The organism is Streptomyces sp. NPDC005722 (assembly GCF_040630935.1).
GTDB lineage: Bacteria > Actinomycetota > Actinomycetes > Streptomycetales > Streptomycetaceae > Actinacidiphila.
The window spans coordinates 16,120-33,246 of the sequence record NZ_JBEXYN010000053.1 but is presented as its reverse complement, the minus strand read 5'-3'; the positions used below and the strand labels follow the sequence as shown (position 1 = coordinate 33,246).

Genomic DNA, 17,127 nt, shown 5'->3' with positions numbered 1-17,127 from the left:
CTAGGTGGCGTCCGGATGCCCGTCAAGAACGCGCAGGTCGGCGGCGCTACACCGGTTCGCCGGAGGGCGCCGGGACCCAGTCCGGCAACGGCTCCAGGGCCGCCCGCCACGCGGAGGGCAGCTCGCCGACCCCGGTGCGGGCGGCGATGACCCCGCCGGCGATCGCACAGGTGGTGTCCATGTCCCCGAGCCCGGCGACGGTGTCCCACAGACCGCCTTCCAGGTCGTCCGGGTGCCGCGCGGCGCACCACAGCGCGAAGGGGACGGTGTCCTGCGCGGAGACCCCGTAGCCGGAGCCCAGGACCTCGGCCGCATGCCGGACCGACGTGGCCTCCGGGAAGCGGCTCGCGATGCGCAGCCCGGAGCGCACGTCGCTGTCGGGCAGCCGGTCGGCCACCCGTGCGAGCAGGTCCCGCGGCGCCGGTCCGCCCCGGCTGCGCGCGGCGAAGGCGGCGGCGAGCGCCACGGCGACGGCGCCGACGGCGGCCTCGGGGTGGTGGTGGGAGACGGCGGCCTGCGCGGCGGCGGCCCCGGCCACGCCCTCCAGGTCGGCGGCGAGCCACGCGCCCAGCGGCGCCACCCGCATCGCGGCGCCGTTGCCGTACGAGCCCTGCCCGCCGAACTGCTCGCCGACGACGTCCGCCCAGCGCTCACCGGCGCCGATGCGGCGCAGGACGTCGTGCATGGAGGGCCCGTACTTGCGGTGCGGGTCGGCGGCGTAGGCACCGGCGAGGCCGGCCGCCAGGGAGTCCTGCCCGACGGATCCGCCATTCCCCGCCAGGTGCCCGAAGAGCACCAGGGCCTGGGCGGTGTCGTCGGTCCAGTACCAGGGAACGTCCTCGGGGGCGATCCGGTGCGCCATGCCGCCCTCCCGCTCCTCCCGCGAGGTGAAGAACCAGCGGTCGCCGAACGCGTCGCCGTGGGCCAGTCCGTACAGCGAGTCGAGGGCGGCGGGCGGGATCATGGTCACCAGTCTCGCAGCGTCCGCAACGCCGGTCACCTGCTTTTCCCGGCCGCGGGCGGGGCGGCGGACTGGACGACATACCGACTGGTCGGCATGATAGCCGGGACAGGTCCCACGGCAGCGGCGAGGAGCAAGGATGAGCGGGACGGAGAACCCACCGGGACTCGACCTGGAGCGGCTGCGGCGGCACCTGGACACCGAGCGGCCCGGGCTGCTGGCGGGCCCGCTGGACGGCGAGCTCATCGAGGGCGGCCGGTCGAACCTGACCTACGCGGTGACCGACGGCGTCGCCCGCTGGGTCGTCCGGCGTCCCCCGCTCGGCCACGTCCTGGCCACGGCGCACGACATGACCCGCGAGCACCGCGTCATCAGCGCCCTGCGCGAGACCCCCGTGCCCGTCCCCGGGGCCGTGCTGCTCTGCGAGGACCCCGAGGTCGTCGGGGCGCCCTTCTACGTGATGGACTTCGTCGAGGGCACGCCCTACCGCACCGAGCGGCAGCTGACGGCGCTCGGACCGGAACGCACCCGCGACATCGTGCTGCGGCTGGTGGACACCCTGGTGGCGCTGCACGCCGTGGACCCGCGGGCGGTGGGGCTGGACGACTTCGGGCGGCCCGACGGCTTCCTGGAACGCCAGCTGCGCCGCTGGGGCAAGCAGCTCGACGCCTCGCGCAGCCGCGAACTGCCCGGCATCGACGAGCTCTCCGCCCTGCTCGGCACCCGGCTGCCGGCCTCCGCGCCCGCGACGGTCGTGCACGGCGACTACCGGCTGGACAACGTCCTGGTCGGCGCCGACGACACCGTCCGGGCCATCCTCGACTGGGAGATGTCCACCCTCGGCGACCCGCTCACCGACCTCGGGCTGCTGCTGATGTACGGCGAGCTGCGCCCCACGCCCGGCACGCCCGTCTCCGTCACCGGGGGCGCGCCCGGCCACCCCTCCCCCGCCGAGCTCGTCGAACGCTACGCGGCCGGCTCCGGCCGTGACGTGTCCTCGGTCGCCTGGTACACCGCATTCGCCTACTTCAAGCTCGCGGTGATCCTCGAGGGCATCCACTACCGCTACACCCTCGGCCAGACCCTCGGCGCCGGCTTCGACCGGATCGGCGCCCTGGTCCCGGCCTTCATCGACAACGGCCTGCGGACGCTTCAGGAAGGCTGAGCCATGGATTTCGCGTACGACGCCAGGACCGAGGAACTGCGCGGGCGGCTGCTCACGTTCATGGACGAGCACGTGTACCCCGCGGAACCGGTCTTCCACCGGCAGCGCGAGGCGGCCGTGGGCGAGCAGGTCTGGTCCGCGCCGCCGGTCGTCGAGGAGCTGAAGGCGGCGGCCCGCGAGCGGGGACTGTGGAACCTCTTCCTCCCCGGCGAGCGCGGCGCCGGGCTGACCAACCTGCAGTACGCGCCGCTGGCCGAGATCACCGGCCGCAGCCCGCACCTCGCCCCGCCGGCCCTCAACTGCGCCGCGCCGGACACCGGCAACATGGAGGTGCTGGCCGAGTTCGGCAGCGAGGAGCAGCGCAAGAGCTGGCTGGAGCCGCTGCTCGCGGGCGAGATCCGCTCGGCCTTCGCGATGACCGAGCCCGACGTCGCCTCCTCCGACGCGACCAACATCGAGACGCGGATCGAACGGGCCGGCGACGAGTACGTCGTCAACGGCCGCAAGTGGTTCATCTCCGGCGCCATGAACCCCCGTTGCCGGATCTTCATCGTCATGGGCAAGACCGACCCGTCCGCCGAGCGGCACCGCCAGCAGAGCATGCTCCTCGTACCGCGGGACACGCCCGGCCTCGAAGTGCGCCGCGGCATGCGGGTGTTCGGCTACGACGACGGGGACCACGGCGGCCACGCCGAGGTCGTCTTCCACGACGTGCGGGTCCCCGCGGAGAACCTGATCGGCGAGGAGGGCGGCGGTTTCGCCATCGCGCAGGCACGGCTGGGCCCGGGCCGCATCCACCACTGCATGCGCCTGATCGGCATGGCCGAGCGGGCGGTGGAGCTGATGTGCCGCCGGGCCACGGGGCGGGTCGCCTTCGGAAAGCCGCTGGCGGCGCAGGGTGTCGTCCAGCAGTGGATCGCCGAGGCCCGGGTGGAGATCGAGCAGTTGCGGCTGCTGGTGCTCAAGACCGCCTGGCTGATGGACACCGTCGGCAACCGGGGGGCCCACACCGAGATCCAGGCCATCAAGATCGCCACCCCGGAGAAGGTCGGGCTGATCCTCGACCGCGCCATCCAGCTGCACGGCGCGGGCGGCGTCAGCCAGGACTTCCCGCTGGCCGAGCTGTACGCGGCGGCCCGCACGCTGCGGCTGGCCGACGGCCCCGACGAGGTCCACAAGCGCTCCCTGGCGCGCCGCGAGCTGAAGCGCCACGCCCAGGAGGGCTGACCCCCGCGTCGGCCCTGCGGTGGCCCCACGGCACCCCGCCGCGGCGCCACCGCATCGCGACGCGTGAGGACCCGGCCGGCCGCGTGGGATCCGCCGCGCGGCCGGGTGCCCGCCGCGCGGTCAGCCGGGCAGGACCACCAGACGGCCGGTCGTCGTGCCGTCGGCGACCCGCTGGACGGCGTCCGCCGCGCCCTCCAGCGGGACGCGCTCGCTGACGAGGGGCCTGACGGCGCCCTCCGCGGCGAGGCGGGTGAGCTCGTCGTGGCAGCGGCGCACCGCGGCGGGGTCGTGGGTGTTGTACAGGCCCCAGTGGAGGCCGACGACGGAGTAGTTCTTGACCAGGGCGTGGTTGAGGCCGGGGCTGGGGATCGTGCCGCTGGTGAAGCCCACGACCAGGATGCGGCCCTCGAAGGCTATGCACTTGGTCGACCGGGTGTAGGCGTCGCCGCCCACCGGGTCGTACACGACGTCGGCGCCGCGTCCGCCGGTCGCCTCCTTGACGACGGCGACGAAGTCCTCGGCGGTCCGGTCGACGACGACGTCAGCACCCAGCTCCCGTACCGCCTTCGCCTTGTCGGGGCCGCCGGCCACGCCGATGACGGTGGCGCCCGCGGCCTTGCCGAGCTGGACGGCGGCGCTGCCGACACCGCCCGCCGCGGCGTGCACGAGCAGCGTCTCGCCGGCGCGCAGCCCGGCCCGCCGGTGCAGCCCGAACCAGCCGGTCTGGTAGCCGATGTGGAGGGCGGCGGCCTCGCCGTCGTCCAGGGCCGGGGGCGCGGGCAGCACGTTCGCGGCGGGGACGACGGCGAGTTCGGCGAAGGCACCGCCGGGCAGCGCGGCCGGGGCGATGACCCGGTCGCCGGCCGTGTGCCCGGTGACCCCCTCGCCGGCCGCGACGACCTCGCCGCAGAACTCGACGCCCGGGGTGAACGGCAGGGGCGGCCGCACCTGGTAGTGCCCCCGGCACAGCAGCGCGTCGGGGAAGTTGACGTTCGCGGCGCGGACCTTCAGGAGCAGTTCACCGGGGCCCGGCTGCGGGTCGGGGACCTCGTCCAGGCGCATCGCCGTGCGCGGCTCCCCGTTCTCGTGCACTCGCCATGCCTTCATGCGGTCTGCTCCCGGTTCGGTTCAGGGCTGCCGCACGGAGTGCAGCAGCATGTCTGCGAAGTCGGCGGCGACCTGGCCGGCGGACAGCGGCCCGTCCTCCCGGTACCAGGTGCCGAGGTGGTGCACGGCCCCGAAGAAGAAGTCGACGACGAGGTCGGGCCGGACCTCCGGCCGGAACACGCCCTCGCGCTGCCCCTCCTCGACCAGTGCGCGGAACTTCTCGTGGTAGCGGCGGCGGTCGGCCCGCACCGCCTTCTGCTTCTCCGGGCCGAGCTGGTGCATCGACCGGAAGAAGATCTTGGTGTCGTCGAGGTTGTCGATGCTGGTGACGACGACGTCGGCGGCGGCCTCGACCAGGCGTTCGGCCACGGGGGCCGTCTCCTTGCCGGCGATCGCCTCCAGGCGCTCCATCTGCAGCCGCAGCACGCGCCCGTAGATCTCGTGCAGGAGGTCGTCCTTGCTGCCGAAGTAGTGGTACAGCGCTCCCTTGGTGACCCCGGCGGCCTCGACGATCTCCTGCACCGACGTCCGGTCGTACCCGCGCTCGGCGAAGAGGCGGGTGGCCTCGGCGAGCAGCCGCTGGGGTACCGCGGTCGCGGTCGCCTTGGGTGGGGTGGTGCTCCGTGCCATGGCCTGCCCTCTCTCCGTACCGGTGCGCCCGGACAGCATACCGACCGGTATGTGGCTCAATCCCTCCGTGCGCGCAGCTCCCTGCGCAGGATCTTGCCGCTGGACGTCTTCGGCAGCTCGGGCAGGACCTCGACCTCGCGCGGGTACTTGTACGCCGCGAGGCGGTCCCTGCAGTGCCCGACCAGTTCCGCGGGGTCCGCCTCGGCCCCCGGCCGGAGGCTGACGAAGGCCTTCACCGACTCGCCCCGGTAGGCGTCGGGGACCCCGACCACGGCCGCCTCGCGCACCGCGGGGTGGGCGTACAGGACGTCCTCGACCTCGCGCGGCCACACCTTGAAGCCGGAGGCGTTGATCATGTCCTTCTTGCGGTCGACGACGAAGAGCCAGCCCTCCTCGTCCATGAAGCCGATGTCGCCGGTGCGCAGCTCCCCGCCGGGCAGCGCCGCACGGGTGGCTTCCGGCTGGTTCCAGTAGCCGGGCACCACCATGGGCCCGCGGACGGCGATCTCGCCGTGCTCGCCGAAGGGCACGTCGGCGCCCTCGTCGTCCACGATGCGCACCAGCGTCCCGGGGCCCGGGACGCCGACCGAGAGCGTCCCGGAGACCGGGTCGACCGGGGCCTCCAGCCCCGCGGGGACGCTGGCGCAGGGCGCCGTGCACTCGGTGAGGCCGTACCCGTTGCGCAGGTAGTGGCCGAAGCGCTCGCGGAAGGCGGCGACCAGCGCGGGCGGCACGGGGGCGCCGCCGGAGTAGAGCAGGTGGAAGGAGGAGAAGTCCTCGGCGGTGGCGTCGGGCCGGGCCATGAGCGCCATGTAGGCGGTGGAGGGACCGACCATGTACGCCGGGCGGTGCTCGCGCAGCGCGTCGAGGACGACGCCCGGCTCGAAGCGGTAGGCGAGCGCGATGGCGGAGCCCGCGACCAGACCGGCGGCCAGCTGGCAGACCATGCCGGTGATGTGGAACAGCGGGGCGAGGGCGAAGAGCGTGGCGCCGTCGGGCAGGACGCTGTGGGCGCGCTGCCGGTCGGCGTTGTAGCTGATGTTTCCGTGGGTGTTCATCGCGCCCTTGGGGACGCCGCTGGTCCCCGAGGTGTAGCTGATCAGCGCGACGTCGGCCCCGGTCAGGCCGGGGTCGGGCAGCTCCGGGCCGGCCGCGCCGGCGCGTGCGGCGGCCAGCAGGTCGTCGGTGTCCCCGGGCGGTGTGCGCCGCTGGGGCAGGACCCGCTCGTCGTCCCTGGTCTGCAGGTCGAGTTCACTGGTCGTCAGCGCGATCCGCACCGGCGACCCGGCCGCCGTCCGGCGCACGTACGCGTCCCAGGCCCGGTCGGCGCAGACCAGGGCGGTGACCCCGGCGTCCGCCAGCACATGGGCGAGTTCGCGCTCCTTGTACATGGGGTTGACCGGCACGACGGTGCCGCCGGCCTTCCAGGCGCCGAGCAGCGCGACCGCGAACTGCGGCACGTTCTGCAGGATGACCGCCATCCGGTCGCCGCGCGCGAAGCCGCGGGCGGCGAGGTACCGGGCGAGTCCGTCCGACAGCGCGTCGAGTTCGCGGTAGCTCAGTCGGCCGTCGAAGTACGCCAGCGCGGTGCGGTCGGGGACGCGGGCGACGACCTCGCGGAAGGCGTGCAGCAGGGTGACCGGCGGGTCGGGGAGGGTGTGCAGCTCCTCGTCGAAGTGCCGCAGCCAGGGCTTGTTCCCGTACGGGCTCACGCGCCGTGCCCCTCCTCCAGCTTCCGCTGCACCCGGTTCATCCCGCCGATCCAGCGGTCGGTGTCCCCGGCGCGGGCGGCGTAGTGGGCGGCCGTCCCCGAGTGCGGCAGGATCAGGAAGCGCTCGTCGGCGATGCCCTGGAGCACGGCCTCGGCGACGTCCTCCGGCTCGATGGCCGTGGGGGCGAGCACGAGGTCGCCCGCGGGGCCCGCGGCGCGCAGCATGTCGGTGCGCACGCCCTCCGGGCAGACGGCGTGGACGCGCACGCCCCGGTGCCGGTAGGTGAGGGCGAGCCACTCGGCGAAGGCCAGGGCGCCGTGCTTGGTGACCGAGTACGGGGCGTCCCCGACCATCGTCAGCAGCCCGGCGGCGGAGACGGTGGCGACGAAGCGGCCCTCGCCGCGCTCCAGCCACTCCGGGAGGAGTGCCCGGGCGGCACGCACGTGGGCCATGACGTTGACGTCCCAGACCCGCTCCCACACGGCGTCCTCGGCCTCGGCCCCGGCCATGCTGCCGACGCCGGCGTTGGCGCAGAACACGTCGACGCCCCCGCCGAGGGCCGCGCGGGCCGGCCCGACGACGGCGGTGGCGTCACCGGGGACGCAGATGCCGCCGATCTCGTCCGCGACGGCCTTGGCGGAGTCCTCGTCCAGGTCGTTGACGACCACGCGCGCGCCCCGCGCCGCGAACCCCCGGGCCAGCGCCGCCCCGATCCCGCCCCCGGCACCGGTGACGACCACCCGGGCATCGCGCAGCGCTTCCATCGTGTCTCCTTCGACTTCGGCTCGGAACGGCTCCGGTCAACATACTAAGCGGTCGGTCATGCCTGGGGAAGGGCGCACCGGGCCGGTGGCGGAATTCCCCCCGCGCGGTGTATGGCCGCACCCGCGCCGGATTGGGATGATGCGACCGCATCGGTCCGGGCGAACCAGGGGGACGGTCATGCCGGGGATGAGTGTCGAACCGTACTGGGAGCTGACCTTCGACGCGGACGGCGACCCCGACCGGGCGCAGCGCGACCGGCTCACGGCGGGCGTCGGCGCGCGGGGCGTCACCGATCTGCTGGTCTTCTCGCACGGCTGGAACAACGACCGCTCCGGCGCGACCGCCCTGTACGACCGCTTCCTCGCCCCCGTCCCCGGGCTGCTCGCCGGCCGGGCCCGGCCCGGCACCGTCCTGGGCTACGTCGGCGTGCTGTGGCCCTCCATGCGCTTCTCCGACGAGCCGATCCCGGACTTCGAGGCCCTGCTGCCCGTCCCGGAGCCGCCCCGGCCGGAGCCGGCGCTCGACGCCGCCAGCCGCGACGCGCTCGTGACGGTCTTCCCCGGGCACGAGGACGAGATCCGCCGGATCGCCGAACTGCTGGAGGAACGCCCCGACGGCGAGGAGCCGTTCGCGGAGTTCGCCGCCCTGGTGCGGCGCCTGACCGGGGTCGCACCGCAGGCCGTCGCCAGGCTGTGCGCGGACGACACCTCGGACGCGGCGCCGGGCGCGGAGCCGGCCGTCCTGTGCGGCGATCCCGTGGCCGCCTGCGAGGAGTACGCGGCGGCCCTGGAGGGCGGCGCCCGGCTGCCGCTGGCGGGCGGCGGCTGGACACGGCTGTGGAACGGCGCCAAGGAGATGCTGCGCCAGGCGACGTACTACGCGATGAAACGGCGGGCCGGCACGGTCGGCGAGCGCGGACTCGGCCCGCTCCTCGGCCGCCTCGCCCGCACCCACCCCTCGCTCTCCGTCCACCTGGTGGGGCACAGCTTCGGCGGCCGGCTGGTCTCCTACGCGCTGCGCGGACTGCCGGAGGGGGTGCGGGCGGTGAAGTCGGTGACGCTGCTCCAGGGCGCCTTCTCGCACTACGCGTTCGCGTCCCGGCTGCCCCACGACGGCGCGCACGGCGGCGCGTTGGGCGCCGCCCGGCTCAAGGTGGCGGGTCCGGTGGTGTCCTGCTACTCGCGCCACGACACGGCGCTGGGCACGATGTACCCGATCGCCTCCCGGCTGGCGGGCGACGACCGCGGGTTCGGGCCGGACCTCGGCGACCGCTGGGGGGCCACCGGCCACGACGGCATCAAGGCGGTCGACGGCACCATGGACGTGCCGCTGGCCGAGGCGCTGCGCGGGGCGTTCCCCCGGGCCGGCTGCGTGAGCGTGGACGCCTCGGCCGTGGTGAGCCGCGGGGGTCCGCCGTCCGGGGCGCACAGCGACATCTGCCACCCCGAACTGGCGCGGATCGTGTTGCGCGCGGGCCGGCTCCTGGCCTGAGGCCGTGGGCCGTTCGCCGGCCCGCGCGGGCCGGGCTCGGCGGGTCAGCGGTGGGCGGGGAACTCCACGACCTGCTGGTAGGTCGGGCGGTTCTGCCAGCTGATCTTGCCGTGCTTGATGCCGCCGAGGGTGCGGTGGATGATCGTGTCGGCGCACCACTGGTCGCCGGCCGAGCAGTTCTCGTCACCCGGGTACACCTGGGCGGCGGTCCTGGCGGCGGCCTGCTTGAGGGTGCCGGTCAGCACGTCACGGCAGGCCGCGAGGTCGCCGCCGCCGCAGTAGGTGCGGGCCAGACCGCCCCGCACGGGTTCGCCGAGCACCGCCCGTACGTCCTTGTCGACGTAGGACCACCAGCCGTACTGGAAGGAGCTGCCGGCGTGCGAGCCGGTCGGGCCGTGCCCGGCCGAGGGCGCCTCGTCCACCGTGAGGTTGGCGGTCAGTGCCGCGTACAGCTCGCTCCCCAGGCCCGGTTCGAACTGGGCCTTTACCAGCAGCGGCCACCAGGCGTCCATGATCCGCACCGCGTCGGCGTTGGCGTAGGCGTGCGAACCCGGCGAGGTCTCCCGGCGCTTGGCGCCGGCGGCCACCCAGTCGGAGAGCTTGGTGACGGCCGCGGACACCGCGGGGTCGGAGACGGCTCCGCTGCGCAGCACCTTGAGCAGGCCGGGCAGCACGTCCTCGCCGCGCAGGTCGGTCAGCGCCGCGTCGGCCATCGCCTTGGTGAGCTGGGCGCGGGTGACGCCGCCCGCCGCGACGAGCTTCTTCACCCGGTCGTCCAGCAGGTTGCCGCGGTGCACCGAGCCGTTGCCGAACCCGGCCGCGTCGTAGCCCTTCGCCTGCCGGTTGTTCCAGGAGACGTAGTAGTCCTGGCCGACGGACTGCGGGTGCTCCGAGGCGGGCGTGTAGTCGGCGGTGTTGTGGGCCGGGTCGAAGCCGCGCCACTCGTACGCGGGCTCGGCGCGGACGGGGAAGGTCGGGTCGACGTCGGCGGCCCGCACCGGGTTGGCGCCGCTGTTGAAGTAGGCGGCCTCACGGGAGTCGGCGTAGAACCAGTTGAAGGTGTAGTTGATGTGCTGGACGGCCTGCTGGAAGGAGGCCGCGTCGGTGACGGCGGAGGGGTCGTTGAGCATCTGGAAGCCGACGACCGAGTCGGCCTCGTGCATGTACGAGCTGCGCAGCGCCACGTAGGCGACCTTCTTGCCGTCGATCGTCGCGCGGTGCGTCACCGGGCCGTACTCGGTGCGGTGGATCTGCATCCGGTAGGAGCCGGCCGCGGTGCCGTCGGCGGTGGTGGGCTTCCAGGAGTTGCTGCGCTCCAGCTTCTCCATGGCCGTGCAGGTGCCGCGGTAGAGGTAGTGGACGTCGTCCTGGCACAGCTCGACGGTGTAGGTGTCGGTGATGTCCTGGGCCGAGGTGGTGGCGCTCCAGGCGTAGTCCTGGCCGCGGCCGAGCTCCACGTACATGCTCAGGCCCGCGAAGGAGGCGCCGCGGGCGCTGATGCCGGGGCCCTGGATCTCCTGGAGCATCAGCAGCTGTGGCGCGAAGTAGCCGGTCTGCGGGCCGAACACGGCGATCGGGTGGCCGCTCGCGGTGTGCGCGCCGCTGACCAGCAGCGCGTTCGACATGCCCCGGGTGTTCGCGGAGAGCGCGCTCGTGGTGGCGCTCTTCGACGCCGCGGAGGCCTTCGCGGTGCCCGCGCTGCCGGTGCGGTCGTGGACGAGCGGCTCCACCGTCACGCTCCCGGCGTCGGGCAGCGCCCTGCCCTGCGGGTTCTCCGGGCGGACGGCGTAGGGGAAGCTCTGGCCGTCGTGCACGGTCAGCACGGCCTCGGGGTCGTCGCGCTCCCGGAAGGACTCCCAGACCCTGGTGCCCTCGGTGACCCCGTACTTCTGCTGGGCGGCCAGCAGGGACAGGGCGTTGGTCACCTCACCGCCGCCTCCGGTGCCGAACAGCGCGCCGATCACGGAGGCCAGCGCGATCAGGTCGGTGGACTTGAACCTCTCGATCGTCCCGGCGTTGGTGATGGCGTCCTTGTGGCCGGTCAGGACGTACTCGCCGGGGAAGTAGCGGCCGCTGTCGGAGGCCGCGATGTAGGCGTTGATCCCGTCCACGTAGGCGTTGACGTCGGCCAGCGCCTGCCGGCCGCGCTCCCCGTTCTGCGTGGCGATCCAGTCGATCTGGGCCTGCAGGTCCTCCTCGGTGTACGGCGCGGCGCGCCAGAACTCCTGCTCCAGACCCTGGTTGGCGGGGGCGCCGCCGGCGAACGAGGTCAGCTGACCGCGTCCCACGTGCCGGAACAGGTCCATCAGCCACAGCCGGTCCTGCGCCGCGGCGTACCCGGCGCCGAACTCGGTCCCGTACCGCGTCGTGCCGGAGATGTGCGGGACCCCGGTCTTCTTGTCGCGGGTGATCGTCACGTCGCTGCGGGGCGAGGTCGTCGAGGCGACCTGCCCGGCCGGGACGCCGAAGGAGGCGTCGTTGAAGAAGTTGTTGATGGTGGCGTCGGTGAGGTTCTGGTACCCGCCGGCCAGGTTCGCGTACGGACCGAGCTGGTCCTCCGCGTGCTCCGGCTGGGTGCCGAAGATCTGGTTCAGCAGGATCTGGGCGAGGGTCGCGTTGCCGTTCTGGCCCGGCGGCAGGACGTCGGAGCACCGTCCCTGGCAGTAGTCGGTGACGGGGGCGGCGTGCGCCGCCATGGGCAGCGGCGCGACGAGGCTCGCCCCCAGGGCGAGCACCGCCGCCGCGGCGGCCGTCCTGAGTCTTGTCCTGAACCTGCCAAATCTGGATCGCATGACCACTCCTCCGAAGCGCGGTGTGACGCAGGTTACTTCGGGAGATGACCGCCGAGTAAGGTGAACATGCGTCACGTTTCAGCTACGCCATCCCGGCTGGAACTCGCCGCGCCGGGGATGGATCCGGAACGCCGTCCGTTACGTCCATTCGACAGCGATGCGACACCGACGACGGAGGTGGCACACCATGGCCGGATTCCGGAGCCTCGCCAGACAGGTGCGCGATCCCCGGCGCTCCCCCACCCAGCGCCGCACCTACCTGCGCAGGTGCCTCGAGCGCTTCGCGCCGTACGGGCACCGCGCGACCTGGGACCACCTGTGCACCGGTGCGGGGATCGCGCCCGACGACCGCGAGCCGGACCCGGTCCGGCTCGTCACGGCCCTCGCGGAACTGGAGGAGGCGCGAGCGGTCTGGCTCACCTACGAGCGGGAGTTCGCGGCCCGCCGCAAGGAGGAGAAGTACTACGGCATCCGGCAGCCCGGCGCGCTCGACGACTGGCACCGGCGCACCTGGGGCGGCAACGGGGTCGCCTGGTGCGAGGACCCCCGCGTCCACCCGGACGACCGGCTGGCGGACGTGCTGCGCCGCCTCATCGCGGCGATCGACGCGGGGCCGGGGGCGGGGTGCCCGGTCTGCGGCGAGCAGCGGCTGCGGTGGCGGAACGGGCTCAACCACTACCCCGGGGCGGGGCCCGTGTGCGGGCGGTGCGGGATCGTGGTGCCGGTGCCTGTGCTCTGCGAGGCTGCGCTGGTGGGGGCGCGGGGGGCGTTGCTGGCCACGGGGTGAGGCCGGCTGCGCCGGGCCGGCTGGTGGGTTGTTGTGTGCGGGTCGTTTGTGGTTGTTGTTGGGGTTTCTCCCCCACCCTCCCGCCCGTTTGCCCGGCGCGATTGGTGCGGGCCTGCGCAAGTTCGTCTGGGGTCGGCGCCGCGCCGGCGCACGTCCTCAACGCTCGCGGTTTACCCCAACATCATTCGGCACCGCGTCCGCCGCTCGTCGTTTCCGGGCGCACCCCGACACACCCCCTCCCGAGGTTGGGGCGCACAACGGCCGGTGGGGGTACGGAGGGCGGTCCAGGGCGCCCCGAACCGCTCTCTGACCCCACGGCTCCATGGCCCTACGCCCACATCATTCGGTGCCGGCGCTCGTCCTTCCCCAGCCTTCGGTCAGGGGGAGCACCCCGCCACGCCCCCTCTCGTATGCGCGCAGGACGGCCGGTAGGGGTACGGAGGGAGTCTGAGGTTGCCCCGAACCGGTTTTCTGACCGCCGCGGCCATGAGAATTGCGCCCACGTCATTCGGCATCGGGTTCGCCGCTCGTCTTCGCCGGCCTTCGGTCAGGAGACAACCCCGTCCACCCACCTCCCGCTAGCGCGGGCGCGTTAGGCAGGTGCGGTGCCCTGGACTGCCTTGTACCACCCACCGGCCGTTGGTCGCTGTCGATTCGGAGGGGGTGGGGTCGTAGGGGTGGGCGTTCTGGACGCTGACGTGTATTTGATGTGCGGCATCCCGGGTGACCATGCGCAGGTGCCCGCCATGCACATAAATATGCGGTACAGAATGCCCACCCCGGAGGCCCCGCCCCCGGCCCACCCATGCACAGTGCGCAGGCCCGCACCAACCGCGCCGGGCAATCGGGCGGGTGGGTGGGAGACAGCCCGCCGCAGGCGCAAACAACCCGCGCCCAACAACCCGGCAGCCCGGCGCAGCCGCCCGCACGCGCACACAACGTGCACGCAAACAACCAGGTGGCCCGGCGCAGCCGCCCGCAGGCGCAATGGACCCGCACCCAACAACGGGCCCGCACAACGGACCCCGGACCGGCAAGCGCACCGCGCGCCGCCGTACTGGCACCCCCACGGGGACGATGCGACGATGCCAGCCCAGGCAAGTACCTCGCGCGGAGGGACGGGACCGGCACATGGCGGAGCTGCACGATCTGACGGCGCTGGAGCAGGGGAAGGCGATCAAGGCCGGGGAGGTCTCCCCCACGGAGCTCGCCGAGCACTATCTGGACCGGGTCGACCGGCACAACGGGACCCTCGGGGCGTTCATCACGGTCACCCCGGAGATCGCCCGCAAGCAGGCCGCCGACGCCGAGTCGGAGGCACTGGCGGCCCGCCGCGGGGACCGGGAGGGAGAGCTGTCGGCGCTGCACGGCGTCCCGGTCCCGGTCAAGGACCTCAACTTCGTGGCCGGGGTCCGCTGCACCCTGGGCTCGCAGGCGTACGCCGACCACGTGCCGGACGTCGACGACCACGTCGCCGCCCGATTGCGCGCGGCCGGCACGGTGCTGCTGGGGAAGACCAACACCCCGGAGTTCGGGCTGCCCTGCTACACCGAGAACAAGCTCGCGCCGCCCGCCCGCACCCCGTGGGACCTGGAGCGGTCCGCCGGCGGCTCCAGCGGCGGCGCGGCGGCCGCGGTCGCCGCGGGGCTGGCCCCGGTCGCGCAGGGCAGCGACGGCGGCGGCTCGATCCGCATCCCCTCCTCCGTCTGCGGACTGTTCGGCATCAAGCCGAGCCGCGGCAGGGTGAGCGCGGGCCCGGTGCAGCACGACGTGAGCGGTCTGAGCGGCAGCGGCCCGATCGCCCGTACGGTCGCGGACGCGGCGGCCCTGCTCGACGTCCTGGCGGGCCCGATGCCGGGCGACCCGTACGGCGCGCCCTCGCTGCCGCCCGGTGAGACGTTCTCCTCGTACGTCACGCGCGACCCGGGGACGCTGCGCGTGGCCGGCCTGCCCCGGCCCCCCGTGCCGGGGGTCGAGCTGCACCCGGACTGCCGTGCCGCGTACGACGGCGCCGCCGAGCTGCTGCGGGGTCTCGGCCACCAGGTGGACGAGCTGGAACTGCCCGTCGACGGCGCGGTCCTGGACGCCTTCACCCGGGTGTGGGGCGTGATGGCCACCGTCTACCCGGTGGCGCCGGAGCAGGAGGAGCTGCTGATGCCGCTCACCCGGCACCTGCGGGCCGAGGGCGGCCTGGTGAGCGGCCCGGAGTTCGCCGCGGCCCTGTACGCGTTCCGGGCGCTGGGGCAGCTGATCGCGGACGCGTTGCTCTCCTCGTACGACGTGGTGCTGACCCCGACGCTGGCGCAGCCCCCGGCGTTCGTGGGGAGCGCGGGTCTGCGGAACGACGCCGACCCGGCGGCCGAGTTCGCGGGGCTGGCCGGTTACACGCCGTTCACGCCGGTGTTCAACGCGACCGGCCAGCCGGCCGTGAGCGTGCCGCTGCACTGGACGGAGGAGGATCTGCCGATCGGTGTGATGTTCGGCGGCCGCTTCGGGGACGAGGCGACGCTCATCTCGCTGTCGGCGCAGTTGGAGTCGGCCCGTCCGTGGGCCTCCCGCAGGCCCGCGATCTGGTAGCGGGGGCGGGGCGCGGCGGCTCCGCGCCGAGCAGCCGCCGTGCTCCCGGTCCCTGGTCGCCGAGCGTGTCACCGGGGTTGGACAGGGCGCAGCGGTCCAGGGAGAGGCAGCCGCAGCCGATGCAGTCGTCGAGGCTGTCGCGGAGCGCGGTGAGCCGGTCGATGCGGGCGTCGAGTTCGGCCCGCCAGCCCGCGGAGAGCCGGGCCCAGTCGGCCCGGTCCGGGGTGCGGCCCTCGGGCAGGCCGTCCAGTGCCTCGCGGATCGCGGCGAGCGGCATGCCGACCCGCTGGGAGGCCCGGATGAAGGCGACGCGGCGCAGGGTGTCGCGGGTGTAGCGGCGCTGGTTGCCGCTGGTGCGACGGCTGCGGATCAGGCCCTGGGCCTCGTAGTAGCGCAGCGCGGAGACGGCGGCGCCGCTGCGCCCGCTCAGCTGGCCTACGGTCAGTTCGCGGTGCTCGCCGGGGATCCTCGCCACGCCACGACTCTACTTGCGGTGCGGGACGCTGTTCCGCCACAGCCGGACGCAGGAGACGAGCGCGGCGGCGACCAGCAGCGCGTTGCGGACGGCGACGATGACGGCGCCCTGCCAGGTGGCGGCGGTGACGTCCGCGAAGAAGAGCGGGTAGTCGACCGTGGTCACGGCGGTGGCGAGCAGCACCAGGGCGGCGGCCGGGCGTTGGGTGGTCTGCCGCGTGGTCAGGCAGACCGCGCCGAGGCCGATCAGCCAGACCAGGTACTGGGGGCTGATGACCCGGCTGGTGACGGTGAAGAGCAGCACGGCCGCCAGCGCGGCGTCGTACGGCGTGGCCGGGGTCCAGCGGGCCGCCCGCACGCGCCACATCAGCAGCCACAGCAGGGAGGTCCCGGTGAGCAGCAGGGAGGCGGTGGTGATCTCGGCGACGTACGGGCCGGTGAACTCCAGCGACCCGTAGTGCGCGACCACCCGGCCCGGCCAGCCGAACATCTCGGCGACGTGGAGGAAGGTGCCGCCGAGGGACTCGATCTCGACCCCGCGGTGGTGCTGGGCGGACAGGAAGCCGAACGCGCCGCGGAACGCGGTGCACAGCACCAGGAGCAGGCCGCCGGCGGACAGGGCGAGCGCGGTCCAGGTCTCCCGGGTGGTGCGGCCGCGCGGGGTGCCGAGCACGGTGAGCACGGGCCAGAGCTTGATGAGGGCGGCGAGTCCGGCGAGCGCGCCGCCGAGCCGTGGCCGCGCGGGCAGGGCGAGCAGCGCGCCGACGGCGACGACGGTGACCATCAGGTCGTAGCGGGCGTAGGGCAGGTGCATCAGCAGCGGCAGGGCGAGCGCCCACAGCCACGCCCCGGCCGTGCTGCGGCCGGGGCGGCCGGTCCCGGCCCGCAGGAGGAGCAGCAGGACGACGGCGTCGGCGGTGAGCGACAGCAGGACGAAGCCCTGGAAGTAGCTGAGCCCGGGCAGCAGTTCCGGGGCGAGCATCACCATGGCGGCGCCGGGCGGGTACTGCCAGGTCACGTCGCCGACGGGGAACGTCCCGTGCGTGAAGCCCTCGCTCCACCGGCGGTAGAGGAAGTGCACCTCGCGGGCGATGTCGCCCTGCCCGCTGCGCAGGAGGGCCAGCATGACCACCCGGCTGGCGAGCCAGTAGACGCCGAGGGCGAGCCAGGTCTGGGGCCAGGTCGCGGGCCGCAGCAGGACGATGCCGGCGCCCGCCGCGGCGGGGGTGCCGCCGCCGTGCCGGACCTCCACCGTGTGCCAGTCGGACGGGCTGGTCTCCGTGGGGGCCTCGGCCACTTCCGTCTCCTCCACCGGCGCGAACAGGGACATACGGAGATGAAAGATAGTCACAAACCGGACGAACGGCCGTTGATACGCGCCGGGTGCGGGGCGTTGACACGGGTCCGCCGCGGAGACCATGCTGAGCAAGCGCTTGGAC

Annotated in this window: 13 protein-coding genes; 5 read left to right on the top strand and 8 right to left on the bottom strand. The window is 73.9% G+C overall.

Annotation, left to right across the window (positions count from 1 at the left end; all coding sequences use genetic code 11):
- Positions 1-46: 46 nt before the first annotated feature.
- Positions 47-964 carry an ADP-ribosylglycohydrolase family protein gene (locus ABZ479_RS36400; protein ID WP_500465551.1) on the bottom strand — a complete coding sequence of 306 codons (918 nt, stop codon included), beginning with the start codon at positions 962-964 and terminating at the stop codon, positions 47-49.
- A 136-nt stretch (positions 965-1,100) separates the two neighbouring features.
- On the opposite strand from ABZ479_RS36400, the gene ABZ479_RS36395 reads away from it, so the two are divergent.
- Together ABZ479_RS36395 and ABZ479_RS36390 are read left to right on the top strand one after the other, a co-directional pair.
- Positions 1,101-2,126, top strand: a complete 1,026-nt coding sequence (locus tag ABZ479_RS36395; protein ID WP_500465550.1) for a phosphotransferase family protein — start codon at positions 1,101-1,103, stop codon at positions 2,124-2,126.
- Positions 2,127-2,129: 3 nt separating this feature from the next.
- Positions 2,130-3,353, top strand: a complete 1,224-nt coding sequence (locus ABZ479_RS36390) for an acyl-CoA dehydrogenase family protein (RefSeq protein ID WP_500465549.1) — start codon at positions 2,130-2,132, stop codon at positions 3,351-3,353.
- A 120-nt stretch (positions 3,354-3,473) separates the two neighbouring features.
- On the opposite strand, the gene ABZ479_RS36385 is transcribed toward ABZ479_RS36390, so the two are convergent.
- Genes ABZ479_RS36385 through ABZ479_RS36370 form a run of 4 tightly spaced genes read right to left on the bottom strand, consistent with a single transcriptional unit; the run spans position 3,474 to position 7,566 of the window.
- Positions 3,474-4,460: an NADPH:quinone oxidoreductase family protein gene (locus tag ABZ479_RS36385; RefSeq protein WP_500465548.1), complete on the bottom strand. Its 987-nt coding sequence runs from the start codon at positions 4,458-4,460 to the stop codon at positions 3,474-3,476.
- Between the two features lie 21 nt (positions 4,461-4,481).
- Positions 4,482-5,090, bottom strand: a complete 609-nt coding sequence (locus tag ABZ479_RS36380) for a TetR/AcrR family transcriptional regulator (protein WP_500465547.1) — start codon at positions 5,088-5,090, stop codon at positions 4,482-4,484.
- A gap of 56 nt (positions 5,091-5,146) precedes the next feature.
- Positions 5,147-6,802: an AMP-binding protein gene (locus ABZ479_RS36375; protein WP_500465546.1), complete on the bottom strand. Its 1,656-nt coding sequence runs from the start codon at positions 6,800-6,802 to the stop codon at positions 5,147-5,149.
- Complete coding sequence (locus ABZ479_RS36370; protein ID WP_500465545.1) at positions 6,799-7,566, bottom strand: SDR family oxidoreductase; 768 nt, start codon at positions 7,564-7,566, stop codon at positions 6,799-6,801. Before ABZ479_RS36370 ends, ABZ479_RS36375 begins: the two co-directional genes overlap by 4 nt.
- Before the next feature lie 187 nt (positions 7,567-7,753).
- Here ABZ479_RS36370 and ABZ479_RS36365 point away from each other — a divergent pair, with 187 nt between their 5' ends.
- The gene (locus tag ABZ479_RS36365; protein WP_500465544.1) at positions 7,754-9,058 is read left to right on the top strand and encodes a lipase family protein; all 1,305 of its coding nucleotides are present in this window, start codon (positions 7,754-7,756) and stop codon (positions 9,056-9,058) included.
- Positions 9,059-9,102: 44 nt separating this feature from the next.
- Here the strand turns inward: ABZ479_RS36365 and ABZ479_RS36360 are convergent, their stop codons facing one another.
- Positions 9,103-11,754 carry a penicillin acylase family protein gene (locus ABZ479_RS36360; RefSeq protein WP_500465572.1) on the bottom strand — a complete coding sequence of 884 codons (2,652 nt, stop codon included), beginning with the start codon at positions 11,752-11,754 and terminating at the stop codon, positions 9,103-9,105.
- A 283-nt stretch (positions 11,755-12,037) separates the two neighbouring features.
- Here ABZ479_RS36360 and ABZ479_RS36355 point away from each other — a divergent pair, with 283 nt between their 5' ends.
- Entirely contained in the window at positions 12,038-12,637 is a 600-nt protein-coding gene (locus ABZ479_RS36355; protein ID WP_500465543.1) for a hypothetical protein, read from the top strand.
- 1,131 nt (positions 12,638-13,768) lie between these two features.
- The gene (locus tag ABZ479_RS36350; protein WP_500465542.1) at positions 13,769-15,214 is read left to right on the top strand and encodes an amidase; all 1,446 of its coding nucleotides are present in this window, start codon (positions 13,769-13,771) and stop codon (positions 15,212-15,214) included.
- Here the strand turns inward: ABZ479_RS36350 and soxR are convergent.
- Positions 15,147-15,689 carry a redox-sensitive transcriptional activator SoxR gene (gene soxR, locus ABZ479_RS36345; RefSeq protein WP_500465541.1) on the bottom strand — a complete coding sequence of 181 codons (543 nt, stop codon included), beginning with the start codon at positions 15,687-15,689 and terminating at the stop codon, positions 15,147-15,149. The genes ABZ479_RS36350 and soxR overlap by 68 nt on opposite strands.
- Before the next feature lie 9 nt (positions 15,690-15,698).
- Positions 15,699-17,018, bottom strand: coding sequence for a glycosyltransferase 87 family protein (locus ABZ479_RS36340; RefSeq protein WP_500465540.1), 1,320 nt, complete (start codon positions 17,016-17,018; stop codon positions 15,699-15,701).
- Between the last annotated feature and the right edge of the window lie 109 nt (positions 17,019-17,127).